Source organism: Streptomyces ferrugineus, assembly GCF_015160855.1.
Lineage (GTDB): Bacteria > Actinomycetota > Actinomycetes > Streptomycetales > Streptomycetaceae > Streptomyces > Streptomyces ferrugineus.
Genome location: NZ_CP063373.1, coordinates 649,086 through 673,429, shown reverse-complemented (window position 1 = coordinate 673,429; position 24,344 = coordinate 649,086). Strand labels below are relative to the sequence as shown.

General features: G+C 70.4%; 24 protein-coding genes. 15 read left to right on the top strand and 9 right to left on the bottom strand.

The features are described from left to right. The first annotated feature begins 81 nt into the window (after positions 1 to 81). Positions 82 to 1,341 carry an MDR family MFS transporter gene (locus IM697_RS03205; protein ID WP_194044480.1) on the top strand — a complete coding sequence of 420 codons (1,260 nt, stop codon included), beginning with the start codon at positions 82 to 84 and terminating at the stop codon, positions 1,339 to 1,341. 16 nt (positions 1,342 to 1,357) lie between these two features. Here the strand turns inward: IM697_RS03205 and IM697_RS03200 are convergent, their stop codons facing one another. After that, positions 1,358 to 1,786, bottom strand: coding sequence for a DUF2000 domain-containing protein (locus IM697_RS03200; protein ID WP_194044478.1), 429 nt, complete (start codon positions 1,784 to 1,786; stop codon positions 1,358 to 1,360). Positions 1,787 to 1,835: 49 nt separating this feature from the next. On the opposite strand from IM697_RS03200, the gene IM697_RS03195 reads away from it, so the two are divergent. Then, positions 1,836 to 2,642 carry a helix-turn-helix transcriptional regulator gene (locus IM697_RS03195; protein WP_194044477.1) on the top strand — a complete coding sequence of 269 codons (807 nt, stop codon included), beginning with the start codon at positions 1,836 to 1,838 and terminating at the stop codon, positions 2,640 to 2,642. Here IM697_RS03195 and IM697_RS03190 read toward each other — a convergent pair. From IM697_RS03190 to mshA, 3 genes are all read right to left on the bottom strand, one after another. Further along, complete coding sequence (locus IM697_RS03190) at positions 2,621 to 4,291, bottom strand: glycosyl hydrolase family 28-related protein (RefSeq protein ID WP_194044476.1); 1,671 nt, start codon at positions 4,289 to 4,291, stop codon at positions 2,621 to 2,623. The genes IM697_RS03195 and IM697_RS03190 overlap by 22 nt on opposite strands. A 140-nt stretch (positions 4,292 to 4,431) precedes the next feature. Continuing rightward, a complete protein-coding gene (locus IM697_RS03185) occupies positions 4,432 to 4,932 on the bottom strand; it encodes a type III secretion system chaperone family protein (protein WP_194044475.1) in 501 nt (166 codons plus the stop codon). Next, complete coding sequence (mshA, locus tag IM697_RS03180) at positions 4,925 to 6,262, bottom strand: D-inositol-3-phosphate glycosyltransferase (RefSeq protein WP_194049562.1); 1,338 nt, start codon at positions 6,260 to 6,262, stop codon at positions 4,925 to 4,927. The genes IM697_RS03185 and mshA overlap by 8 nt, the downstream gene beginning before the upstream one ends. Positions 6,263 to 6,493: 231 nt before the next feature. On the opposite strand from mshA, the gene IM697_RS03175 reads away from it, so the two are divergent. The 3 genes from IM697_RS03175 (at position 6,494) to IM697_RS03165 (ending at position 10,162) form a co-directional block, all read left to right on the top strand. Next, positions 6,494 to 7,288 (top strand): class I SAM-dependent methyltransferase, encoded by a 795-nt coding sequence (locus IM697_RS03175; RefSeq protein WP_194044474.1) that lies wholly within the window; start codon positions 6,494 to 6,496, stop codon positions 7,286 to 7,288. 214 nt (positions 7,289 to 7,502) lie between these two features. After that, positions 7,503 to 8,576 (top strand): C40 family peptidase, encoded by a 1,074-nt coding sequence (locus tag IM697_RS03170; RefSeq protein ID WP_194044473.1) that lies wholly within the window; start codon positions 7,503 to 7,505, stop codon positions 8,574 to 8,576. 284 nt (positions 8,577 to 8,860) lie between these two features. Then, positions 8,861 to 10,162, top strand: a complete 1,302-nt coding sequence (locus IM697_RS03165) for a PP2C family protein-serine/threonine phosphatase (RefSeq protein ID WP_194044472.1) — start codon at positions 8,861 to 8,863, stop codon at positions 10,160 to 10,162. Positions 10,163 to 10,203: 41 nt separating this feature from the next. Here IM697_RS03165 and IM697_RS03160 read toward each other — a convergent pair whose 3' ends face one another. From IM697_RS03160 to IM697_RS03150, 3 genes are all read right to left on the bottom strand, one after another. Then, entirely contained in the window at positions 10,204 to 10,536 is a 333-nt protein-coding gene (locus IM697_RS03160) for a DUF2516 family protein (protein WP_194044470.1), read from the bottom strand. Positions 10,537 to 10,677: 141 nt separating this feature from the next. Continuing rightward, entirely contained in the window at positions 10,678 to 11,373 is a 696-nt protein-coding gene (locus tag IM697_RS03155; protein ID WP_194044468.1) for a hypothetical protein, read from the bottom strand. 141 nt (positions 11,374 to 11,514) lie between these two features. Beyond that, positions 11,515 to 12,180, bottom strand: coding sequence for a helix-turn-helix domain-containing protein (locus IM697_RS03150; protein WP_194044466.1), 666 nt, complete (start codon positions 12,178 to 12,180; stop codon positions 11,515 to 11,517). Between the two features lie 256 nt (positions 12,181 to 12,436). On the opposite strand from IM697_RS03150, the gene IM697_RS03145 reads away from it, so the two are divergent. From IM697_RS03145 to IM697_RS03135, 3 genes are read left to right on the top strand one after another with little or no spacing between them, the layout of a single operon-like run. After that, positions 12,437 to 13,213: a TnsA-like heteromeric transposase endonuclease subunit gene (locus IM697_RS03145; protein WP_194044464.1), complete on the top strand. Its 777-nt coding sequence runs from the start codon at positions 12,437 to 12,439 to the stop codon at positions 13,211 to 13,213. Beyond that, complete coding sequence (locus tag IM697_RS03140) at positions 13,179 to 15,302, top strand: Mu transposase C-terminal domain-containing protein (RefSeq protein WP_194044462.1); 2,124 nt, start codon at positions 13,179 to 13,181, stop codon at positions 15,300 to 15,302. The genes IM697_RS03145 and IM697_RS03140 overlap by 35 nt, the downstream gene beginning before the upstream one ends. Then, a complete protein-coding gene (locus IM697_RS03135; protein ID WP_194044457.1) occupies positions 15,293 to 16,321 on the top strand; it encodes a TniB family NTP-binding protein in 1,029 nt (342 codons plus the stop codon). The genes IM697_RS03140 and IM697_RS03135 overlap by 10 nt, the downstream gene beginning before the upstream one ends. A gap of 176 nt (positions 16,322 to 16,497) precedes the next feature. Here the strand turns inward: IM697_RS03135 and IM697_RS03130 are convergent, their stop codons facing one another. Further along, positions 16,498 to 17,220 (bottom strand): hypothetical protein, encoded by a 723-nt coding sequence (locus IM697_RS03130; RefSeq protein ID WP_194044456.1) that lies wholly within the window; start codon positions 17,218 to 17,220, stop codon positions 16,498 to 16,500. Positions 17,221 to 17,466: 246 nt separating this feature from the next. Here IM697_RS03130 and IM697_RS03125 point away from each other — a divergent pair, with 246 nt between their 5' ends. Together IM697_RS03125 and IM697_RS03120 are read left to right on the top strand one after the other, a co-directional pair. After that, positions 17,467 to 18,111, top strand: coding sequence for a class I SAM-dependent DNA methyltransferase (locus IM697_RS03125; RefSeq protein WP_194044455.1), 645 nt, complete (start codon positions 17,467 to 17,469; stop codon positions 18,109 to 18,111). 298 nt (positions 18,112 to 18,409) lie between these two features. Continuing rightward, a complete protein-coding gene (locus tag IM697_RS03120) occupies positions 18,410 to 19,288 on the top strand; it encodes an NAD(P)H-binding protein (protein ID WP_194044454.1) in 879 nt (292 codons plus the stop codon). A 210-nt stretch (positions 19,289 to 19,498) separates the two neighbouring features. On the opposite strand, the gene IM697_RS03115 is transcribed toward IM697_RS03120, so the two are convergent. After that, the gene (locus IM697_RS03115) at positions 19,499 to 20,410 is read right to left on the bottom strand and encodes an alpha/beta fold hydrolase (RefSeq protein WP_407699599.1); all 912 of its coding nucleotides are present in this window, start codon (positions 20,408 to 20,410) and stop codon (positions 19,499 to 19,501) included. Between the two features lie 114 nt (positions 20,411 to 20,524). On the opposite strand from IM697_RS03115, the gene IM697_RS03110 reads away from it, so the two are divergent. From IM697_RS03110 to IM697_RS03090, 5 genes are all read left to right on the top strand, one after another. After that, positions 20,525 to 21,133, top strand: a complete 609-nt coding sequence (locus IM697_RS03110; RefSeq protein ID WP_194044451.1) for a TetR/AcrR family transcriptional regulator — start codon at positions 20,525 to 20,527, stop codon at positions 21,131 to 21,133. 40 nt (positions 21,134 to 21,173) lie between these two features. Then, the gene (locus IM697_RS03105; RefSeq protein WP_194044449.1) at positions 21,174 to 21,362 is read left to right on the top strand and encodes a hypothetical protein; all 189 of its coding nucleotides are present in this window, start codon (positions 21,174 to 21,176) and stop codon (positions 21,360 to 21,362) included. A 107-nt stretch (positions 21,363 to 21,469) separates the two neighbouring features. After that, on the top strand, positions 21,470 to 22,435 hold the full coding sequence (locus IM697_RS03100) for an IS481 family transposase (protein ID WP_194049558.1): 966 nt from the start codon (positions 21,470 to 21,472) through the stop codon (positions 22,433 to 22,435). A gap of 377 nt (positions 22,436 to 22,812) precedes the next feature. Continuing rightward, complete coding sequence (locus IM697_RS03095) at positions 22,813 to 23,337, top strand: P-loop nucleotide/nucleoside kinase family protein (RefSeq protein WP_194044447.1); 525 nt, start codon at positions 22,813 to 22,815, stop codon at positions 23,335 to 23,337. 74 nt (positions 23,338 to 23,411) lie between these two features. Further along, entirely contained in the window at positions 23,412 to 24,272 is an 861-nt protein-coding gene (locus IM697_RS03090; protein ID WP_194044445.1) for a GNAT family N-acetyltransferase, read from the top strand. The last annotated feature ends 72 nt before the right edge of the window (positions 24,273 to 24,344 follow it).

Genomic DNA, 24,344 nt, shown 5'->3' with positions numbered 1-24,344 from the left:
GGGCCGGGATCGTAAGGTGCGGGAGCTGTCTGCGCTTCTTACATCTCCGCTTCTTCCATCTCCAGCTTCTTGAGGGTTTCCATGCCACTCGCCGCCCTGAGACGTGCCACCCGAGAGACCGTCTCCGGGCTGCCCCGCGAGTTCTGGTGGCTGTGGACCAGCACACTCGTCAACCGGCTCGGCGCCTTCGTCGCCACCTTCATGGCCCTGTACCTCACCCTCGACCGCGGCTACTCCGCCTCCTACGCCGGTCTCGTCGCCGCGCTGCACGGGCTGGGCGGGGTCGTCTCGTCCATCGGGGGCGGTGTCATGACCGACCGGCTCGGGCGGCGGCCCACCCTGCTGATCGCCCAGTCCGCCACCGCCGTGTCCGTGGCGGCGCTCGGCTTCGTGCACCACCCCGTCGCCATCGCCGGCGTCGCCTTCCTCGTCGGCGCCGCCTCCAACGCCTCCCGGCCCGCCGTGCAGGCGATGATGGCCGACATCGTGCGGCCCGAGGACCGGGTGCGCGCCTTCTCGCTCAACTACTGGGCCATCAACCTCGGGTTCGCCGTCTCCTCCATGGCCGCCGGGTTCATCGCCGAGGTCAGCTATCGCGCCGGGTTCCTGATCGAGGCCGGGATGACGGCCGTCTGCGCGGTCGTGGTGTTCGTGAAGCTGCCGGAGTCGCGGCCCACCGTCCAGGACACCCAGGTGGCCGAGGACAAGGTCGGGCTCGGGACGGTGCTGCGCGACGGGCGCTTCATGAGCGTCGTCGGGCTGTCCTTCCTGGTCGCCCTCATCTTCCAGCAGGGCTCGGTCGGGCTGCCGATCGCCATGGGGGACGCCGGTTTCTCGCCCGCCGACTACGGCCTGGCCATCGCCCTCAACGGCGTCCTGATCGTCGCGCTCCAGATCCCGGTCACCCGGCTCATCGAACGCCGGGACACGGCCCGGATCCTCGTCGTGTCGTCGTTGCTCGCCGGATACGGCTTCGGCCTCACCGCGTTCGCCGGGTCGGTCGGCGTCTTCGCGCTGACGGTGTGCGTGTGGACCCTCGGCGAGATGCTGAACGCCCCGACCCAGACCGGCCTGGTCGTCCGCCTCTCCCCCGCCCACGGGCGCGGCCGCTACCAGGGCATGTACACCCTGTCCTGGTCGGTGGCCGCCCTGGTCGCACCCCTGATGTCCGGCCTCGTCATCGACCGCTACGGCGCCCAGTGGCTGTGGGGGCTGTGCGCGGTCGTCGGCACGGTGGCGGCGATCGGATACGGCGTCCTGATGCGCCGCCTGTCCGCGGCGGAACCGGAGACCTCCGACGGCACACCGGCCGCCGCCGAGTCCGAGGCCAGCCCCGCCTGAGCGGCCACGGCGCCGCTCACGGGTGCATCCGCGCCCCCTTCACCACCTTGTCCACCGCGTTCCTCGGCCCGTACACCGCCAGCCCCACCAGATCCAGCTCCCCCGTCGGCACCGCCCGCACCGCCGCCCGGTTGTCGCGGTCGTTGCCCGTGGCGAAGAGGTCGGAGGTGAACACCGCGCGCGGGAGGGAACGGGACAGCACGCGCGCGTGGGCCGTCGTCAGGGTCTCCTTCGTGGCCTCGAAGACCAGCACCGGCTGGCGGAACATCGGCAGATAGCCCACCCCGTCCGCATCCTCGTAAGGCTCCCCGATCACCTCGGGGAGCTGGGTGCCCAGGCCGCTGACCAGGAACGCGGTCACGTTCAGGCGCTGCCAGGGCTCCAGGTCCGCGCGCAGCAGGACGGCGATCTTGGTGTCGAAACGAACAGGTGCGTCATCACTCATGGGTCGAGACTGGCGGCCGCCGCAGGACTCCGTCTTGTACGTTCTTTGCATGGCCGCCGCCCGGAACAGCGAGGAAGTCTCCGCGTGGCGCCCCTCCGTCCCGGGCGTCACCGAGGTGTTCCACGCCCACTTCACCGAGTACGCGTACCCGATGCACGTCCACGAGGCCTGGACGCTGCTCATCGTGGACGACGGCGCCGTGCGCTACGACCTCGACCGGCACGAGCACGGCACCCCGCACGACACCGTGTCGCTGCTGCCGCCGCACGTGCCGCACAACGGCTCCCCCGCCACCCCGCACGGCTTCCGCAAACGCGTGCTGTATCTGGACGGCACCCGGCTGGGCGACGATCTCATCGGTCCGGCCGTGGACTCCCCCGACCTCCGCGATCCCGTGCTCCGGCTGCGCGTCGGCCAGTTGCACACCGCCCTCGCCCGGCCCGGCGACGAGCTGGAGGCCGACAGCAGGCTCACCCTCATCGGCGACCGGCTGCGTGCGCACCTGCGGCCGAGGACGGTCACCGACGTACCGCGCGACGACCCGGCCCTCGCCCGCCGGCTGCGCGAACTGCTCGACGAGCGGGTCGTGCCGGGCATCGCCCTCGACGAGGCCGCCGGGCTCCTCCAGGCCCATCCCGCCCATCTCGTACGGTCGTTCAGCACCGCGTACGGCATCGCCCCGCACCAGTACCTGATGTCCCGCCGTGTCGACCGCGCCCGCCGGCTGCTCCTCGAGGGCCGCTCGCCCGCCGAGGTGGCCGTCGCGACCGGCTTCTACGACCAGTCCCATCTCACCCGGCACTTCCGGAAGCTGGTCGGCGTGCCGCCGGGGCGCTATCGCGCCAGCGCGCGCTGAGCGTCGTACAGATTGCGCGGGCGTACCGCGTCCGTGGTGCCGTACAGCTCCAGCCGGGAGTGGAGGTCGCCGGCGAAGTCGGGTACGTCGATCTGGTCGAACTCCCTGACCTCGTTGATGCCGACGGTGGCGGAGTACGGCGCGAGGCCGTCGAGGCGGATCATGCCGGCGCGGCCGTTGGTGACCCGGACGTTCCAGTGGGTGAAGCGGGCGCCGAAGAGCGGGCCGGCGCTCGCGTCGCCGCCGTGGCGGCCGTTGTTGTGCACGGTGATGTCGGTGCGGACGTTGGCGAAGGGCAGGCCGCGGTGGCTGTCGAAGGTGCCCATGCGCATGTCGCCGCGGGACCAGACGTTGTGGGAGGACAGGCCCTCGACGTTGATGCCGTGCAGCTGGGTGCCGGAGGGGGCGGGGGTGGTGCGGGCCTCGACGGTGAAGTCCTCGATCAGGTTGTCGTGCGAGCCCTCGCGGCAGAAGTACGGGTGGTGGCTGCCGCGGCCCGCCACGCGCGTGTGGCGGAGCGTGCAGGCGGAGGCCGCGACCAGGCCGAAGCCGTTGTCGACGTGGCGGACGGTCACGTCGTGCGCCCAGCAGTCGTAGGCGCACTGGAGGACGACGCCGTTGTGGCCCTTGTCGAGGAGGTGGGGCTGTTGCGGGGTCTCCGCCGCCTCCAGGGTCAGGCCTTCGACGCCCGATCCGGTCAGTTCGGGTACGTGGGTGGTCAGTCGCGGGTCCCATTGCGGGCGGATGTCGAGGGGGAGCGGGCGTTCCAGGGTGACCCGGTGGCCGTGGACCCGGGTGATGCGGACCGGCCATTCGTAGGGGACGTACGACGTCAGTTTCGTCTTGTCGTCCCAGGTGTAGGCCTCGGGGCCGGGGCCGCCGCCGCACATGTGCTCCAGGAGGGTGTGGCCGGTGTCGTCGGCGAGGCGGAGCAGGACCAGGGTGCCGGGGCGCAGTGCCGAGGGGTCCGTGACCGTCACCGTCCAGGCGCCGCGGCGGGCGGGGGCGGCGAGCGTCGTGAGCGTGCGCCACTCGTCGCGCTTGTTGCCGGTCCAGCCCTCGAAGGGCCAGGCCTTCGCCCTGATCGCGGTGACGAGGGAGGTCCAGCGGGCCTCGGGGGCCAGCCAGATCAGGCCGCCCGCCCAGGACCAGGACGACTTGTCGCCGCCGTAGCGGGACCCGTAGACGCCGATGAGCTCGGTGAGGTTCTTCGTCGCGTAGAGCTTCGTGCGGGTGCTGCCGGCGCCGCGGAGGACCACGTTCGAGTGGCCGATGCGGATCAGGCCGTCGATGCGGAACGTGCCGGGCGGGATGGTGACCGTGCCACCGCCGGCCCTTCCGGCGGCGGCGATGGCACGGTTGATCGCGGGGGCGGAGTCGGTCGTGGCGTCCGGGACGGCGCCGAAGTCGCGTACGTCGGCGACGACGCGGCGGCGGGGGAAGCGGCGCGCTCCGCCGCGGCAGCCGGCCCGGCCCACGAACGGGATCTGGGGGTGGGTGAAGGGGGCGCGGGTGAACTCGTGCCAGAGCGGCGGGACTTCGGCGGCGGCCGCGCGTGCCGTGCCGGTGGCCGTTGCGGTGGCCGCGCCGAGCGCCGCGGCGGTGGCTCCGCCGAGCAGGGCCCGTCTGGTGAGATGTGCGTTGCCCATGTCCGTACGTCCTTCCATGCGGCTCTCGATGGCTTTCATGGATGTGAACGACGTTCAGAAGTGCGATGGGCGTGAGCATGCCACGGCCCCTCGGGAGTGCGGAAGGGGTCGCGCGGGGTGAGTTGGTGCGGACCTTTACGTCACCCGGAGGCGCGCTCGGTCAGGTGCGTGAACGCGTCCAGGTTGCGGGTGGACTCGCCGCGTGCCACGCGCCACGCGTACTCCTTGCGGATCGCCGACGCGAAGCCGAGCTCCAGGAGGGTGTTGAAGGCGCCGTCCGCCGCCTCCAGGACCTGGCCGAGGAGACGGTCGATCTCGTCGGGGGTGATGGAGGCGAGGGGGAGCTTGGCGGTGACGTAGATGTCGCCGAGCCGGTCGACGGCGTAGCTCACGCCGTACAGCTTGAGGTTGCGCTCCAGGAGCCAGCGGTGGACGCCGGATTCGTTCTCGTCGGGGTGACGGATGACGAACGCGTTGAGGGAGAGGGAGTGGCGGCCGACGAGCAGGGACACCGTCGTCGACAGCTTGCGGGTGCCGGGGAGCTTGACGACGTAGTTGCCGGGGGCGGGGCTCTCCCACTCCAGGTCGGCGTCCTTCAGGGCTCCCTCGACGGCCTGCGCCGCCTTGTGTGCGTCAGCCATGGTGGGAGCGTACGCGACGGCGATGGGTCTGGGCCGCCGCCGTGTACACGTCCGCCGTGGCGGCGGCCGCGGTGTCCCAGCCGAAGGACTGGGCGTGGCGTGCGGCGGCCTCGCCCATGCGCGGGGACAGGTGCGGGTCGGCGGCGAACGCGTGCAGCACGCGCGCGTACTCGGCCGGGTGGTGGCCCTCGACCAGGAAGCCGGTCTGCCCGTCCCGGACCGCGACGGGCAGACCGCCCACCGCGGCGGCCAGCACGGGGGTGCCGGTCGCCTGTGCCTCTATGGCCACCAGGCCGAAGGACTCGCTGTATGACGGCATGACCAGCACCGACGCCGCCCGGAACCAGTCCGCGAGCTGCTCCTGGCCGACGGGCGGGCGGAACCGTACGACATCCGCGATGCCCAGGCGGGCGGCGAGCTTCTGCAGGCCCTCCGGCTTGGCGAGGCCGCTGCCGCTGGGGCCGCCGACGATCGGGACGAGGGTGCGGGAGCGGAGCTCGGGGTGCTCGTCGAGGAGGACGGCCACGGCGCGCAGGAGGACGTCCGGGGCCTTGAGGGGCTGGATGCGGCCGGCGAACAGGGGGATCAGCGCGTCCTGGGGGAGGCCGAGGCGGGCCCGGGCGGCGGCCCTGCCGTCCGCGGGCGAGAAGCGGGTGAGGTTCACGCCGGGGTGGACGACCGCGACATGGGCCGGGTCGGCGGCGTAGTGGCGCACCAGTTCGTCCGCTTCCTCCGCCGTGTTGGCGATGAGGCGGTCCGCCGCCGCGACGATCTGCGTCTCGCCGATGACCCTTGCCGCGGGTTCCGGGGTGTCGCCGTCGGCGAGGTTGGCGTTCTTGACCTTGGCCATGGTGTGCATGGCGTGCACCAGGGGGGCGCCCCAGCGCTGGGCCGCGAGCCAGCCGACGTGGCCGGAGAGCCAGTAGTGGGAGTGGACCAGGTCGTAGTGGCCGGGGCGGTGGCCGGCCCAGGCCTGCATCACGCCGTGGGTGAAGGCGCAGAGCTGGGCGGGGAGGTCTTCCTTGTTGAGGCCCTCGTACGGGCCCGCGTCGATGTGCCGGACCAGGACGCCTGGGGCCAGTTCCACGGTGGGCGGGAGGTCGGCGGCGGTCGTGCGGGTGAAGATCTCGACCTCGATGTTGATCGCGGCGAGGCGCTGCGCGAGTTCGACGATGTAGACGTTCATGCCGCCGGCGTCGCCGGTGCCGGGCTGGTGCAGAGGGGAGGTGTGGACCGAGAGCATCGCCACGCGGCGGGGGCGGCGGTGCAGGCGGAGGCGGTGGGGGGTGGCCTGGGAGCGGCGCCCGAGCCTGCTGACGTACTGGCTCACGTAGCGGTCCTCCTTGGCTTCGGGCATGCCGGGTGGAGGGTTGAGCGCCCTCCAAGGCGGTGCAACGCCGGAGGGCGGGGTTCCCATTCCTGGCGGGGCGGTTTTTGCCTAGGCATTACCGAGGGTCGCTCAACTGTTCGGAGGTCGGGTGCGTTGGGGGTGCGGGTGGCACGTCGACACCGCACGGCGGCGGCTCCGGTCGCGGACGGGTGGGCGCATACCCTCGTACGCATGACCGCCCGTGCCTTCGCCCGCCCTGTGGGCACCGTTACGCGCGGGACCACCAATCCCAATCGGCTGCGGCGGATGGATCGGTGGATCGCCCATACGCATGGGGCCGCGTTGCGGCGGGCCGGGGATCCGGTCGCCGTCGATCTGGGGTACGGCGCCGCTCCCTGGACCGCCGTGGAACTGCTCGGGCGGTTGCGGGCCGTCGCGCCCGGGGTGCGGGTGGTGGGGCTGGAGATCGAGCCGGCCCGGGTTGCCGCCGCGCTGCCGTACGAGCGGGAGGGGCTTGTCTTTCGGCACGGGGGGTTCGAGATGCCGATCGCGCAGCGGCCGGTGCTCGTGCGTGCGGCGAACGTGTTGCGCCAGTACGAGGAGGGGGAGGTCGCCGGGGTCTGGGAGCGGCTGTGTGCGCGGCTGGCGCCGGGTGGGCTGCTGGTCGAGGGGACCTGCGACGAGATCGGGCGTCGGCATGTGTGGGTCGCGCTGGGGACGGACGGGCCTCGCACGGTGACCTTTGCCACGCGGCTGGGGTCGCTGGAGCGGCCGTCGGATCTTGCGGAGCGGCTGCCGAAGGCGCTGATTCATCGCAATGTGCCCGGTGAGCCTGTGTATGCGTTTCTGCGCGACTTCGACCGCGCCTGGGCCGCCGCCGCGCCCTACGCCTCGTACGGCGCGCGTCAGCGGTGGATGCGGGCCGTGCGGGATCTGGCGGAGCACTGGCCGGTGACGGATGGGCCGGGGCGGTGGCGGCAGGGGGAAGTGACCGTGCGGTGGGGGGCGTTGGCGCCTCGGGGGTAGGGCTCTTCTCGCCGCCGGTGATTTGCCCTCGTATGGCCGGGCGGGCGTGGATCGCGGAACGATCTCGGCGAGTTGTTCGTCACAAAGCCGGGGAGATCGTCATGACGGGGAGGGAACGGGGGGAAGCAGACCTCTGTCACTTTGCGCGCCGTCATGGCACGATCCCCCGGACGCTCATAAGTTACTGACGGGACATCAGTTTGGGGGCACGGGTATGGGTACGGGCAAGCGCGGTCTGATCGCCGCGGCCGTGACCGTCGTTTGCGCGGTCACCGTACTGGGGGCGGCTCCTGGTGTGGCGTTCGCCGCTCCCTCACCGTCCCCGACGCCCTCTTCATCGGCCGCTGTCTCCAACAAGGACCTCGAGGTCGTCCGGGAGAAGCTCGACGAGCTCTATCACGACGCGGCCGTCGCCACCGACGAGTACAACGCCGCCGAGGAGGCGGCCGAGAAGCAGTCCGCCGAGATCGTGTCGCTGGCGAAGAGGATCGTCGAAGGCCAGGAGAAGCTCGCCGAGTTGAAGAAGCGCGCCGGAGCCGCGGCCGCCGCTCAGTACCGCTCGGGGGGACTGCCCGACGAGGCCAGGCTGATGCTCAGCGACGATCCGCAGACGTTCCTCGACGGTGCGCGGCGGGTGCTGCAGGGTGAGCGGGCGGCCAAGGGGCTGCTGGGGGAAATGACCCGCACCCAGCAGGACTTGGAGCAGTACGCCAAGGACGCCTCCGCCCAGTGGCAGAAGCTGGAGGCCGGACGCAAGGCCAAGGCCACCGCCCAGAAGAGGATCGAGAAGCGGATCAAGGCGGCCGAACAGCTCGAATCCCAGCTGGAGAAGGAGGAGCGGGAGCGCCTCGCCAAGCTGGAGGAGGAGGCCGCCCACAAGGCGCAGAGCGACTGGCTGGACTCCGGCATCCTCGACGACGTCAAGGGCGAGGCGTCCGAGTCGGGACGCAAGGCCGTCGAGTACGCCACCAAGCAGCTGGGCAAACAGTATGAATGGGGCGCCGAGGGGCCCAGGACATACGACTGTTCGGGGCTGACGTCGCAGGCCTGGGCGAGCGCGGGGCAGGGGATTCCGCGGACCTCTCAGGAGCAGTGGAAGCAGCTGCGGCGCATCGACATCGAGGACATGCGGCCCGGCGACCTCATCATCTACAACGACGATGCCAGCCATGTCGCCCTGTACGTCGGCGACGGCGCCATCATCCACGCCCCGCGTCCGGGGCGGACGGTGACGGTGGCGGGGGCCGGGTCGATGCGGATCCTCGGGGTGGTTCGGCCCGATGCATGAGGATTCAGGGCGGATTGGGACGGGCGTCACGTGACTCGCGCCACGTGACCCGCCCCACGTCATCTCCCTCTCAAACTCCGCACCGACGTGACGTTCGTCATCCCCCACGCTCCGTCGGCCTGTCCAACTGCGGTAGGGAACGCGGCATATGACAGTGGCCAGCGACCATATGGCGTGCTCCACGCCATTCCGTTGCGGCGCCGACAACCGCTATGGTCCCCGTCGGTGGATCGAGGCCCCTCGTTCCCACCATGCCCTCGGGGGGAGGGAAGGAACTCAAGACGATGCCCGTACCCGTACCGCGGCAGAGAGCGATCCCGGCCGTGGAGACAGGTCAGGCGCCGGCCGCGTCCCCAGGCGGCACCTCCCCGGAGGTGGCCCCGCGTAAGGAAGAAACGGTCGAGAACACCACCCCTGCCAACCTGACCCTGCTGCTGATCGAGGACGATCCCGCCGGCTCGGCGCTCGTGCCCGAGCTGCTCGACTCGGCCGGCAAGCCCATCCGGGTGCGCACCGCCCGCAACCTCACCGAGGCCGAGCGGCTGCTCACCGACGACGTCCACTGCATCCTGCTGGACCTCGCCCTGTCGGCGTCCGGCCGGGACACCGACGAGGACGAGCTGGCCGTGCTCCGGCACGTCCTGGAGCTGGCGCCGCGGCACGCCGTCCTCGCCCTCACCGCCTCCGGCGACGCCGAGCGCGGCGCCGAGGCGGTACGCGTGGGCGCTCAGGACTATCTCTTCCGGGACGAGCTGGACGGGCGGCTGCTGAGCCGGGCGATCCGGTACGCCGTGGAGAGGAAACGTTCCGACACCGCCGAGCGGCGGCTTGCCGAGGGCCGGATGCGGGCGCAGGAGAACCGGCGCCTGGAACGCGGGCTGCTGCCGACGCCGCTGCTGGAGGGCTCGTCGCTGCGGTTCGCCGCGCGGTATCGGCCGGGGCGTTCGCGTGCCCTGCTGGGCGGGGACTTCTACGACGTCGTGCGGACCCCCGACGGCACCGTGCACGCCATGATCGGCGACGTCTGCGGGCATGGGCCGGACGAGGCCGCCCTCGGTGTGGAGCTGCGGATCGCCTGGCGGGCGCTGACCCTGGCCGGGCTGTGCGGGGACGCGCTGCTGGGGACGCTGCAGAAGGTCCTTGAGCACGAGCGCGCCGACGACGAGATCTTCGCGACCCTGTGCACGGTGGACATCGCACCGGACGGCCGCCGCGCGGGGCTGTGCCTGGCGGGGCATCCGTCACCGCTGCTGGCCCGGCCCGGGCGGCCGGCGCAGCTGCTGCCGTACGACAACAACGGGCCCGCGCTCGGTCTGCTGCCCGGGGCACGGTGGCCGCGCATGGAGGTGAAGCTGGGGGCGGAGTGGAGTCTGATGCTCTACACCGACGGCTTGATCGAGGGGCGTATCGGCGAGGGACGGGAGCGGCTCGGGCAGGACGGCATGGTGGAGATGGTCCGCCGCCAGCTCTCCGAGGGGTTGCGCGGGGAGGCGCTGCTGCGGTCCGCCGTCAATGAGGTTCGGGACCTCAATGGCGGTGAGCTGACGGATGACGTGGCTGTGCTGTTGCTGGACCGGGGGGTCTGAACGGCTCCCCGCTGGGGGTTACGTCGTCGCCCCCCAGGGCGTTACCGTCCCCCGTTCCACGGGCCGTACGGGCCGTCGCTGCTTGAGCCCCTTCTGCTGCGACCGCCGCCCGGGAGGCCCTTGATCGCGGGCCGGACGTCGACCATGTACACGATCGTCGCGATGAGGCCGATGATCGGCAGGAACGACAGGATGTTGAAGATCAGGTTCACCACGAAGGCGAGACCGAGGATGATCAGCCAGAACGGCTTCGTCTTCTTGTCGGCCGCTCGGTAAGCGTCCTCGCGGCGGATGGCCGCGTCAATCAGCGCGAAGCCGCTGAAAAGGATCAGGGCCATGCTCAGCAGCCACATGAACCCCGCGAAGCCCTGCATCAGCACAACGTCCACCACCCGGTTCGGCTCGTATCCACGCGGTCACCGTACCCGCAACCGCAGGACCGCTACCCGAACAACGGGCCGAGCACTCCCCGAGTGCCCGGCCCGTGCCGTACGGTCCCTTTTCACCCGTCCGTGTTACTTGGCGGGCGGGGTCGTCTTCTTGGCGGTGGTCTTGCGCGCCGGGGCCTTCTTGGCGGTGACCTTCTTCGCCGGGGCGGGCCTGGCCTCGGCGGGCTTGGGCTCGGCCGCCTTGGTCTCGGCCTTGTCCTCCTTGGCCTCGACCGGCTCGGCCTTCGGCTCGACGGCTACCGCGAGCTCCTCGATCTCCTCGGCCGCCTCGCCGCGCCAGGTCTTCACGGCCTGCTCGCCGTGCTCGGCGACCTTCTCGTAGGTCTCACGGGCCTTCACGGCGTACTCGGCGGCGACGCCGAGGGTGCGCAGGGCGAAGTCCTGGGCGCTCTCGCCGAACTTCTTCAGATCGGCGTCGAGGTTGCTGCCGAACTTCTTGACGTCCGCGTCGAGGTTGCTGCCGAACTTCTTGACGTCGGCGTCCAGGTTGCTGACGAACTCGTTGACCTTGGTCTGGAAGGTCTCCTGCGCCTCCTTGGCCTTGGCACCCGCCTCCTTGGCGCGGTGGGTGGCCTTCTCCTGGACCGCCTTCGGGTCGGTGTTGCGAACGGCCTCGAACCGGGCCGGCGCCTCGGCGCGCAGCTGCTCCACCAGGCCGGGCACCTTCTTGGCCTGCTGGAAGGCGAGGTCGGCGGTGCCGGCGGCGAAGTAGAGCGGGGTCGGGTCGCTGAGGGTCTTACGCAGGTCGTCGGCGATGGCCATGGTGGTGGTCCTCCCGGGTTGCTTTTCAGTGAGGGTTTTGGGTCCCCGCGGCCTGCCGGACTGCTGACTTCTGACGACTGCTGCCTGCCGCGTGCCGACGCCGGTGCGCGTCGTGCGTGCGGCGGCTCGGGCGGTGCGTGGTCAGCCGTCCGACTGCTGGGGGTCGGTCGGGTTCTCCGGGTCGGCGTCGCTGCCGTCGGACGTACGGGTGGTGCGGGTGGTGCGGGTCTTTCCGGTGTTGCGGGTGGTGCGGGTGGTGCGAGTACGGCGTGCGGGAGACTTACGGCCGCCGTCGGCCGTGGCTTCCGCGGCATCCGTGCCGCTCTCGCGGGGCGTACGGCTGCGGCGTACGGCCGTGTCGGCGCCCTCGGTGTCGCTCGGCGGGGACGGCGAGTCCAGGTCCAGCCCGACGGCCTTGACCGACTCGGCCACCGCCTCCTCCGCCTCGGGGGATATCCCGAACCCGTTCTCCTTGCGGAAGGACTCGTAGATCTGGAGCAGTACCTGCTTCTGCCGCTCGTTCAGTGTGGGATCGGCGAGGATGACGGCGCGCGTCTCCACCTCGTCACGGTCCCGCTCGGCGTCGAGGATGCCGGCCCGGACGTACAGCGTCTCGGCGGAGATCCGCAGGGCCTTGGCGACCTGCTGCAACACCTCCGCGCTCGGCTTGCGCAGCCCGCGCTCGATCTGGCTCAGATACGGATTGGACACCCCGGCGGCATCGGCGAGCTGCCGCAACGACAGCTGCGCGTTGCGCCGCTGCTCGCGCAGATAGTCACCGAGATTGCCGACGTTGAGCGATGCCATGCCTCCAGCTTGCCGCATCTCCGCTAACTATTGCAAGCGCCTGCTTGCAAAAGTGCGCCACGACACGTCGACATCGTGTTGAGCCTGAGTGACCTGTCTCTGCGAAGTTGAGGCAGTCCCGGTCATCGTGAGGCATCCGCCCGCACGTCTCGCTCAATCTCGGGCATCTGGTGTGACGTCTCGATCAATCTGAGGTTCTGGCTTCTTGCGCCCCCTACGGTCGTTCCACCTGGTCAGCGCCGAGTGAGGGTGGCGGGTGGAGGCGGAGGAATTCTGGCTGGAGTACACCGACGCCCGAGGTGAGGTGCATGGCGGGCCGCTTGAGGTGATGTGGCCGACCCTTTTCGAGGCGGCCGGGCAGGTGCGTGCGTTCCCGTCGTACCGCGGGCAGCGGAACTTCCCCGGCTGGTACTGGGCTGCAACCTGCTCCGAGCTGGTGGGTTACGAGTCCCGGGCGGAACTCGGGCACCTGATGCGGCTGGATGCCGAGCCGGACGTGGTGGCGGTGGCCTCACAGCCGTTCCGGCTGTCGTGGCGGTACGGCGGCCGGGGTCGGCGGATCAGGCACACGCCGGACTACTTCGTGCGCAGACGGGACGGCACGGCCGTGGTGCTGGATGTGCGTCCGGACGAGCGCATCGAGCCCGAGGACGCGGCGAAGTTCGCAGCGACGGCTGCGGCCTGCCCCCGGGTCGGCTGGGGCTATGAACGGCTCGGAGTGCTCGATCCGGTGTCGGTGGCGAACCTGCGGTGGCTGTCGGGCTACCGGCATCCCAGAGTGCGGCGGGAACCAGTGGCCGACGCTCTGCGGGCGGTGTTCAGCGAGCCACTGGGGTTGCTGGCGGGTGCTCGGGCGGTCGGTGATCCGCTCGCGGTGCTGCCGGTGCTCTACCACCTGCTCTGGCACCACGAGTTGACGACGGAACTGCGGACGGAGCGCTTGTCAGCCGCGTCGCTGGTGCGGCTGGTGCCTGCGGCGGTGAAGGGGGTGGGCTGGGATGTCGACGCGTCCGCGGCTGCTGTCGCTGGGTGACCGGGTCCACTACGACGGGCGTGAGCACACCGTCGCCGCCCTGCACGGCACATCGGTTCGCCTGGTCGATGACGCCCATGCGGCGAGCGTCGTGCTGCTCGGGCATCTGCTGGCTTCGGAGGGCTTCGCAGTGCTCAGCACCGGCCCGGCCCGGCCGCCGCTGCCCGAGGAGGGAGTGCTGGACGGGCTGCCCGAGGAGGTGGCGGAGCGGGCCCTTTGGTGGCAGCGGCACCTGACCGAGCTGATGACGGGCCGCCCGGACGCGACTCCTGGCACGACCGTGAGGCGCGAGTACGACCCGGAGGTGCACTCGGTGCGCCAGCGGGAGCTGGCCAAGCTCGCCGAGCTGCGCGAGGCCGGTGAGGAGGTGTCTTTGAGCACCCTTCAGCGGTTGCGGACCCGTTTCGAGCGCGAGGGGGTGGCGGGGCTGGTGGACCGGCGGCTGGTCAAGCCCTCCACCGGCACGAGCCGGGCCGATCCGCGGGTGGTGGCCGCGATCGAGCAGGTCGTGAACAGCCGGACCGATGAGGCGACGGTGTCCGCGCAGGTGCTGCGGCGCAAGGTCGAACGGCTCCTGGCGGCCGAGCACGGCGCCGGAGCGGTGATGATGCCGTCGCGGGCCGCGTTCTACCGGCTACTGGAGGCGGTTTCGACGGGACGGCATCTGCTGGGGTCGGCACGCACTCGCCGCTCGCTGGGCAAGCAGCCGAAGCGGATGTTCGGACAGCTGACAGCGGCCCGGCCGGGCGAGGTCATGGAGATCGACTCCACGCCGCTGGACATCATGGTGATCCACGACGACGGCAAGGTGGACCGCTGCGAGCTGACTGGGCTGGTGGACGTGGCCACCAGGACACTGACGGCGGTGGTGCTGCGGCCGTCGACGAAGGCGGTGGACGCCGCGCTCCTGCTGGCGCGCGCGATGACGCCGGAGCCGATGCGGCCGGGCTGGTCGGACGCTTTGCGCATGTCACGCTCGGTGCTGCCCTACACCTCACTGCTGCCGCTGGACGAGCGGCTGGCCCAGGCCGCCGCGAAACCAGTGATCGTCCCGGAGACAGTGGTCAGCGACCGCGGCAAGGCATACATCTCGGACAACTTCCGCAACGCCTGCCGCCACCTGGGGATTTCGTTCCAGCCCGCGCACCCGGACACCCCGACTGACAAACCGCACGTCGAGCGAACGCTGGGCTCGGTGGCGACGATGTTCGCCCAGTACGTGGCCGGCTACACCGGCCGCAGCGCGGAGACGCGCGGCAAAGACCCGGCCGCGCAGGCAGCCTGGTCCATCCACGAACTCCAGGAACTCTTGCAGGAATGGGTCGTCGCCATCTGGCAGACCAGGCCCCATGACGGACTGCGCGACCCGCTGATGCCGGACCGTCCGCTGACTCCGAACGAGAAGTACGCCGCGCTGGTGTCGGCGGCCGGATACGTCCCAGTCGCACTCAGCCCAGAGGAGTACATCAAGCTCATGCCGCGCGAGTGGCGGGTCATCGGCGCCGGCGGGGTGCGGATCAACAACCGAACCTACGACGCCCGCGAACTCAGACCCTACCGGAGACAGCCCTCGGGGGCAGGGCCGGACGGCAAGAGATGGGAAGTCCACTACGACCCCTACGACATCTCCTGCGTCTGGGTACGCAACCACCGCGGCCAAGGGTGGATCACCACGACCTGGCGCCACCTGCGCACTTCTCCGGTCCCGATGGGCGAGTTGGTCTTCGACCGAGCCCACCAAGTACTGACCGAACGCGAACGACGCCGACCGCACGAGGAGGAAGTCGCACAGGCCGCCGTCAAGCTGTTGGACCGCGCGGCCGACGGTCCCGAAGGCGGAGCCGAGCGGTCCGCAGGCCAGAGCAAGGGCAGGCGCCGGGCGGTCAACCGGCGCGACCGCAAGGTCGCCGCCCGCACCCGTGCCACGAGCACCACCACTTGGCCCCGTCCCGAACTGCCGGCGGCCAACCAGGCACCCCAGCCCGAACCGGACCCGGATCCCGAAGCCGCCGAGGAGAACGAGGAGGTGGCCAAGGTGGTGCCACTGGGCATCTTCGACGCCCGTGAGGAGGCAAAACGATGGCGGTGAACACCCCCGACGAACGCGAACCACCGGCGGGCGACGACGAGCGGATCGAACCGCCCACCTCCCTGAGCGGCTGGCGCCGCTTCGTCGAGAAGGACCTCGCGACCTTCGATCTCGCCCCGCCCAAGCAGTGGGAGTCCATGGACGACGAAGCGCGCGCCGACTACGACGAGGCCCGCATTGATTACCACTCCGAACTCCAGGTCGTGCGCACCTCCACTGTCAAAGAGGTCGCCCACCAAGGGCGCCTTTTGACCTTGCTGAACCGGCGCGAGCACGGCGCCCGCCGCGGCCTGATCATCTCCGGGGAGCGCACCACCGGGAAGACCACCGCACTGCGGCAACTCGGCCGCCTACACGAGCTTCGCATCCGGCAGCGTTACGGAGACAGCCGGCGCATCCCGGTGGTCTATGTGACAGCCCCGCCCAAGGGTTCGGCCCGCAAGCTCGCGCTGGAGTTCGCCCGGTTCCTCAAGCTGCCGACCATTTCCCCCAGGCACAACACCGCCGACATCACCAGCTCCGTCTGCCAAGTGCTTACGGAGGCCCGCACCGATCTCGTCTTGGTCGATGAGATCCACCTGATGAACCTCGCCACCATCGCGGGTGAGGAGTTGTCCGACCATCTGAAGTACTTCACCGAGCACCTGCCCGCCACATTCGTCTATGCGGGCATCGACGTCGAGCATTCCGGGCTGTTCACCGGAATCCGGGGCGGCCAGATCGCTGGCCGCTGCACACTCCTGCACACCGGCCCCTTCCCGCCCGGAGCGGAGTGGGAAGGGCTGGTGGCGACCATGGAGGACACCCTCCGCCTGCATCACCACACTCCAGGAACCCTGGCCAAGCTGCACGCCTACCTCCACCAACGCACCGGCGGCATGATCGGCAGCCTCTCTCACCTGATCCGGGCCGCCGCCATCTCGGCAATCCTCGACGGCAGCGAGCGGATCACCCGCCGCCAGCTGCACACCATTCACGTCGACCACGCCAGCGAGAGCGCCTACCGGACATCGGCATGACCCCCTCCGCGGACCTCTACGGACCAGCCTGGCCGCTCCCCCTGACCACCACCCCCTTCCCGAACGAGACCCTGCGATCCTACATTGCACGGCTCGCCCTGCTCAACAGGCTGCCGCCCGAACGCATACTCCGCCGCTTCTACACAGCGGAATCGCCCCAAGACAACGTGAAACTCCTAGCCACGCGCAGCGGGCAGGCCCCTCTTCTGCTGATGCGGAAATTGCCCGAGCTGGCCACTCCAGGCCCCTGGCCCCACGAGCAGTACGAAGGTCTCGCCCGCAGCTGGGCCTGCCATCCCTGCGTTGCGGCCCGCACCGGACAGGACGACTGGAAAGTCGAAATCTGGGTCATCAGTGGACACCATCACCTCTGTGTCAAACACCGCCGATGGACGGGCACCCACCACGGGCACTACATGGCCAACTTCGCCGGTCCCATCGACGGACAGTTCAGCCTCAACCGGGCCCCTGAGATCGTCCATGCGCAGCGGAGACTCCATCGGCTCTTTCGACGGCGGACACCCCGAAGGGTTCTCGCTGCCTACCAGGAATGCGTCGACTTCTGGCGCGAGCTGGCCAAGCACGGATATGCCGTCAACAGGACCGAACGCCTTCTCGACCTCATCGCTCCCAACAAGCCCCTTGCTCGCCGAAGTTACGCAATGCGCGAGGCCGCTCTCCTGCCAGACCTCGTCGAAGTCCTGGGGATCTACGCGTCTCCGGTCTGGCGCCACCGAGCTCTCGGCAGCCCCCGCGATGTTCAGCTCTTTCACCGAGAGTTCGAGCGGCGGTTGCCTCCCGAACGACGGCTGAGAACGACCGCCATCCCATGGTTCACAAGCGAAATCACACGGGTCGCGGAAAGGATCAATGAACGGATGGACGAACAGGAACGTCAACTGATGCGGGTGGCGTCGGCTGCACCCGGCACGCCAGAGTGGTGGCCTCCACTCATCATGCGCAGACTTCTGCGACACACCCCCTCTCATGCACGGTGAAACACCACGCGGTCGAAGGTCGAGGCGCTACCTGTCCGGCGTCAGGGACGAAAGGACCTCACGGACTTGTTCGGGTTCGTCAGCGGTGATCATCCGTCACACCGACTCTGCACGACATCCTGATCACTGGGGCTACTGTGTCGAGGCATGAACACGGACCAGTGGTTAGCAGACACCCGCGCGTCCTACGACACGGTCGCGGTCAGCTATGCCGACCAGCTGCGCGAGGCTCTGGCCGGGGAGCCCTACCTTCGAGCAGCTCTGGCATTGTTCGCCGAGTTGGTGCACGCCACCAGCGGCGGGCCGGTGGCGGACGTGGGCTGCGGACCTGGACACGTCACCGCTCACCTGCACGAGCTGGGCGTGGACGCGTTCGGCATCGATCTTTCACCCGCGATGATCGACCTCGCTCGGCGCGACCACCCCAGCCTGCGGTTCGAAGTCGGCTCGATGACGGATCTCCACCTCGCAGACGCTTCGCTCGCCGGCCTGCTCGCCTTCTGGTCGTTGATACACGTCCCCGACGATGCCGTGCCCACGGTCTTCAGCCACTTCCACCGGGTGCTACGCCCTGGTGGACAACTGCTGGTCGGCTTCCACGTCGGTGACGAGTCGAGGCTGAAGACGCAGGGCTACGGCGGTCACCCGATGAACGTTTACGTCCACCGCCGCCAACCTGATCAAGTGACAACCTGGCTTCGCGATGCTGGCTTCACGGTCGAGGCCCACATGCTCCTCGACCTCGACGAGAGCGTTCCAGGGGCGGTCCTCTTCGCACACAGTCAGCCCTAGCTCAGCCAGCAGTCCGTGTCCCCTGAACACGTCAACACCTGATGAGCAAGCCAGCGTCTTGGGCTCAGATGGTCCGCACATCCGACGAGAGCGAGGAACCTTTGCAGGGCCAGCAAGGTTTCCTCCTGCTCACAAGCCCAGGGGCTCGTGACGGAATCCCTCAGTTTGAGCGAGACCGACGAATATCCAACGTCTCGCTCAGCCTGAAGCACCCCAGGTCAGAGCGCTGCCCTGCCTCAACTTCAGCGAGACGGGACACTGGGCCGTGCCGCTGCCGCGCCTGACTGCCTACGGTTGTGTGACTGACGACAAGGCGACGGGGGCGACGATGCGCATCGCGGTGACGGGGGCGGCTGGCAGCCTGGGCGGGCGGGTGGTGCGGTTGCTCGCGGGCCGGGCCGACGTGGACGTGGTAGCGATGACCAGGCGGAAGCCGCCTGCGGACGCGTTGCCGCCGCAGGTGGAGGTCGCCGTTGCCGACTACGCCGATCTGCCCGCTCTGCGTGCGGCGCTGAAGGGCGTGGACGTGCTGGTCTTCATCTCCAGTGACGGGCCCGATGCCCGGGTGCTGCTGCACCACCGCAACGTCGTCGCCGCTGCGGCGGCTGAGCGCGTCGGTCATGTCGCGGCGCTGAGCAGCGTCGACGCCGACCCGGCGTCCCCGTTCTGCTACGCGGTGGTCAACCGGCTCACCGAGGATCTGCTTCTGGCCTCCGGCGTGCCATGCTCGTTCGCCAGGGCTTCGCTGTACATGGAGTTCTTCCGGAGCTGGCTCACCGAGGCGCGTGCGACCGGGCTGCTGAGGCTTCCGGCAGCGGATGGCCGGGTCTCCCTGGTGGCGCGCGACGACGTGGCGCGCGCCCTCGCCGCACTCGCGCTGGGTGAGCCGACCGGTCGTCACCATGACATCACGGGACCCGAGTCGGTGGACCTGGCAGGCATCGCCTCGATCACGGCGGAGGCGTGGGAGACGCCTGTCGCCTACGTGGACATCCCGGCTGACACGTACTGTGCCGAGACGGCGGCGACCGGCCTGGATCCCTGGTGGCTCTACGCCTTTTCGTCCATGTTCGCCTCGGTGCGCGAGCAGCGCTGGGATCGAGTGCGCAACGACTACACCCAGCTGACCGGCCGCCTCCCCCTCACTCTCCGCGACGTCCTATCGGCACACGGGTGAGAGAGCCGGCCACCGCCGAGCGGGGCCGACTCAAGCACTGAGCCACGGGTCGTTCGGCACCCGGCTGAGCACGGGCGCCTCCCAAGCGGCCGAGCGCATCGCCTGGACCCCTGCTCCCGCAAAGCCATCACCATCGCCGAGGCGCGATCCGAGCAGAACGGCTCCGAACGCCGCCGGGAACTTCCGGGAAGGGGCGTCGCCCGTCGTCCCTCAGTCGACGGAGGCCATGAAGTCCAGCATCCGGCGGTTGGTCTCCTTCGCGTGGTCGATCTGTGGGCCGTGGCCGGTGCCGGAGACGATCTCGGCGCGGGCGCCCGGTATCAGGCGGGGCACGCGCTCCACTTGCCGGTGCGGGTGCAGCAAGAGGCTGCGCTTGCCGAGTACCAGGTAGAGCGGGGTGCGGATGGTGGAGAGTTCGTCTTCGGACAGGGGCAGCGGAGACGGGCGGCGGATGCGGAAGGCACGCACAGCCGTCCTGATCATGGTGCGCAGCTCCGGCATGACGAGGACCGGCTGCTCCAGCCAGGCCGCGAGGCGCGGACGCAGCGCCTTGGGCGCGAAGGTCGCGAAGAGGCTGACGAACAGCCAGACGAAGAAGCGCGGCCCCACCTTCTCCAGGCCACCGGGGTCGAGCAGGGTGACCGAGGCGAGGCGGTCCGGCCTGCGGTGCGCCTGGTTCAGCGCGAGCCAGCCGCCGTAGGACGTGCCGACAAGGTGGACGCGGTCGAGGCCGAGCCCGGCGAGTGTCTCCTCAAGCCACTGCGCGGCGTGCTCGGGCCGGTGAAGCGGGGCGCGCTGGACGCTGCGTCCGGGGTCCCCGGGGGTGTCGAGGGCGTAGACAGGGCGCTCGGCGCTGAGGTCGGGGGTGTTCGGGTACCAGATGGCGGAGCAGGAGCCCGCCCCATGGACCAGTACGACCGGGGTGCGGGACTGGGCCGCCGGCTCGGCGGGGCCGTAGCGGTACACGTGGGTGGTGCCGAAAGAGGTCTCCACGTCCTGTTCCGCGAGGGCCGGTGCGCCCAGCGCGTAGACCGCGTCGCAGGCCGCGAAGTAACGCTCACGCCAGGCGTCGCTCACATAGCGGCCGACATCGGCCTGGGTACGCGCAGTGGTCTCGGGCACGGCCACCTCCGGGGCTCGGTTTCGTGATACGAACGTACCATGAAAAGCTCGCGAGACCTGGTACGGCTGTATCATCAAAAGCTTCCAGGAGCCCTAGGAGCAAAGGACCGGACGATGCCCAAGCGCGTGGATCACGCGGAACGGCGCACCCAGATCGCCGAGGCGCTCGTCCGCGTCGCCGGGCGGCGCGGCCTGCACGCCGTGGGGATGCGCGACGTGGCCGCGGAGGCGGGTGTGTCACTGCGGCTCGTGCAGTACTACTTCGAGACGAAAGAGAAGTTGCTGCTCTTCGGCTTGGAGCAGCTGACGGAGAGATTCAGGGAACGGGTCTCCGCCCGCGTCCGCGCCGCCGGGGACAGCCCGGGCCCGCGCGCGACGGTGGAGGCAGTGCTGATGGCGGCCCTGCCGACCGACGAGGAGAGCCGCACCTTCCACCACCTCTACACCTCGTACGCGGTCCTCTCCGTCAACGACCCGGCCCTCGCCGCCCAGCCCTTCATCAAGAACCCGGACGCCGCCGAGGACGCCGTGGCCGGACTCCTCCAGCAGGCGCGAGAGGCGGGTCTGCTCGACCCCGGTCTGGACACGCGGTTGGAAGCAGTCAGCCTGCTTGCCATGTCCGCGGGCCTGGGCACCAGCATCCTCGTCGGCCAGCGCAGCCCGGAGTACGCCGCCGCGGTCCTGGACCACCACCTCGACCGGATCTTCCGCACGCACGGCTGACGGCACGGGTGGGCCGGCGCGACCGGAGGGGATCTGCGAGGTGCCGCTGGAGACGCTCGTCGCGGTCGTGGGGTTGCCGCGAGCTCGCGGGGCCGGACGCGTCGCCATCCTCGGGGTGCCCGAGGATGCCGGGACGGCGCCGCTCACCGAGGTGCACGAGCCGCGCGTGGACGTGGTGGTCACGCCCGTGCCCCTGTCGTGGACCTGGCGCGGACACCCGCTGCCCTAGTTGTACTCGGCCGGGAGGTTGGTGACACGCCCGCTACCGGTTGTTGATCATGGAGGGACCTCCGGGCGTAGTGGAGATTGCCGTCTTCACTCACCTCGGAGGTCCTGGTGGCCCACGCTAATGCCCGGCTGACCTTTCACGGCAGATGCCTGCTGGTGCGTCGCGTTGTCTTCGACCGGCGCCCGGTCGCGCACGTCGCCAAGGAACTGGGAGTCTCCCGGCAGTGTGCTCACCGCTGGGTCAATCGCTATCGGGTCGAGGGCTGGCCGGGGCTGCACGATCGCTCCAGCCGCCCCCGCACCTGCCCCACACGCACGCCGGCCGAGGTCGAGGAGCGTGTTCTTCAGGCCCGCCGACGCCTGCGCCGGGGACCCGAGCAGATCAGCGAGGCCACCGGGGTTCCGGCCCGGACCGTGACCCGGATCCTGCGCCGCCACCACATGCCGCCCCTGGCAGCCTGCGACCCGCTCACCGGGCAGGTCATCCGGGCGGTGCGCAAAAGCGCCGCACGCTACGAGTACAACCAGCCAGGCGGCCTGGTCCACGTGGACGTGAAGAAGCTCGGCAAAATCCCCGACGGCGGCGGCTGGCGCGCCCACGGCCGCAGCGAGGACGTCCGCGGCCGCGGCATCGGCTACGACTACGTGCACGCCGCCGTGGACGACCACTCCCGCCTGGCCTACGCCGAAATCCTGGCCGACGAGAAAGGCGTCACCTGCGCCGCGTTCCTCACCCGCGCGGCCGCGTTCTTCGCCGGCCACGGCATCGCCCGCATCGAGCGCGTGATGACCGACAACGCCCGCAACTACCGCACCTCCGGCTCCTTCCGCGACGCCTGCCAAACCCTGGGCGCACAGCAGAAGTTCACCCGGCCCCACTGCCCATGGACCAACGGCAAGGTCGAACGCTTCAACCGCACCCTGCAGGCCGAATGGGCCTACCACCAGGTCTTTGCCAGCAACACCGAACGCGCCGACGCACTCGCACCCTGGCTGCAGTTCTACAACACTGGCCGCCGACACACCGCGCTCGGCGGCCAGCCACCAATCAGCCGACTGTCACCAAAGTCATGACCGGGTACACCTAGTCCCGCTGGACGACCCACCTGGCAGCCGCCGGGCCAGGTGACGGGCCGTGGCGATCCGCGGCGATCCATGGCCGGTACGAGCAGAGCGAGCGAACCTTCGCCCGCGCCTGTGCGCAGCAGTTGGCCGCGCGACGTCACGCGACCGGCGCACCGGTTGAGGTGCTGGCCCGGAACGGCGCAGGACACGGCCCGCCTGCCCGGCGAGAGCCCGCCGCGTCCTCGACGGCCTTCCGCCACGGCGGCACGGCCGACGGCGACGCCCTGCTCGGCCCGGCTGACACCGTCCGGGAAACGCCGCAGCCGCCGTATCGGATTTCCGCCGTGCCCGTTCCCACGGCCCGCACAGCGCTAGCCTCGGGTTCCGTGATCGTATGGCTCAACGGCACCCACGGCGCGGGCAAGACGACGACCAGTCCGCTCGTGCAGCGGCTCCTCCCGGATTCACGGGTATTCGACGCCGAGAAGGTCGGCGAGACACTCATGGACATCAAGCCGGGGCTGCCCGGGACGGACAACTTCCAGCACTGGCCTCCATGGCGGCCGCTCGTGGTCGAGACGGCCCGGCGCGTACTCGACTACACCGGCGGCACTCTGGTGGTGCCCATGACCGTCCTGGTCGAGCAGTACTGGCGCGAGATCAGCGCGGGCCTCGCCCACCATGCCATCCCGGTACGGCACTTCGTCCTCCACGCCGACCAGGACACCCTGCGCGGGCGCATCGCGGAAGACACCGTTGTCGGCCCGAACTCCTCCTTCCGCCTCAAGTACCTGGAGCCCTACGCCGAGGCGGCCCGCACATGGCTGCACGACGAGGCCGAGGTCATCGACACCACGCACCTCACGCCCGCCGAGGCCGCCCGGCAGATCGCAGAGGCCGTCAAGAGCTGACGTACGCCGCGCTGGAGCACCCCCCGGCCGCCCAGTTGATGTGAGCGCGCGGTCCTGCCGGGGAAGGGTGAGGCATGGCCTTGGACGACTGGTACCTCACCGAAGACGTCGACGACTTTCTCGCCCGCGCCGGAGACTTCCTGCGCTCCCGGCCCGGCACCCACGTCATGCAGCTCACGTGGGCCGAGAGAGTGCGCACCCGTGGGGCGACCGCGTTCGGCGCCGAGGCTCCCGTATTCGGCGTGCTGGAGCGGGCCGGCGAGGTCCACGGCAGCTTCTACCACCTCCCACCCGGCGGTCTGGGTCTCTCCCCGCTCACCCCCGAGCAGGCCGACACCCTCGCCGCCCGGCTGGCCGCCCTCGGGCATCCCCTGCCCTCCGCCAGCGGGGACCTCGGCACCGCCACCGCCTTCGCCGACGCCTGGCAGCGGAGCACCGGCGCGACGCCGAAACTCCGCGGCACCCGAGTCCGCCTCTACCGCCTCGGCACGCTCACCCCACCGCGGCCGCTGCCGGCGGGCCGGGCCCGGCTGCTGGGCGAGCAGGACCTCGACCAGGTGATGTTCTGGTGCGGCGAGTTCGCCAAGGCCGTCGGGGAGGACGTCTCCATCGACGCCGGCTCCTGGGCCGGCACGCGCTACGCCGACAAGCGCTACACGCTCTGGGAGACCCCGGACGGCACCCCGGTCTCCGTCGCCGGCATGAACCCGCTGATCGGCGGCCAGATCCAGGTGGACGTCGTCTACACCCCGGCCCATCTGCGCGGTCACGGCTACGCGGGCGCCGTGACGGCGGAGGTGAGCCGGGCCGCGCTGGCCGCGGGCGCCAAGGACGTCGTGCTGTTCGCGGACGTGGCCAACCCCACGAGCAACGCCCTCTACCAGCGCCTCGGCTATCGCGGACTCGCCGACTGGGTGGCGTACGACTTCTGCTGAGCCGGGCCGCCACCGAGCGGCTGAACCCGCGGGCCGAGCGGCGTGTCCGGGCGGGCGGGGCCGGGTGCCCGG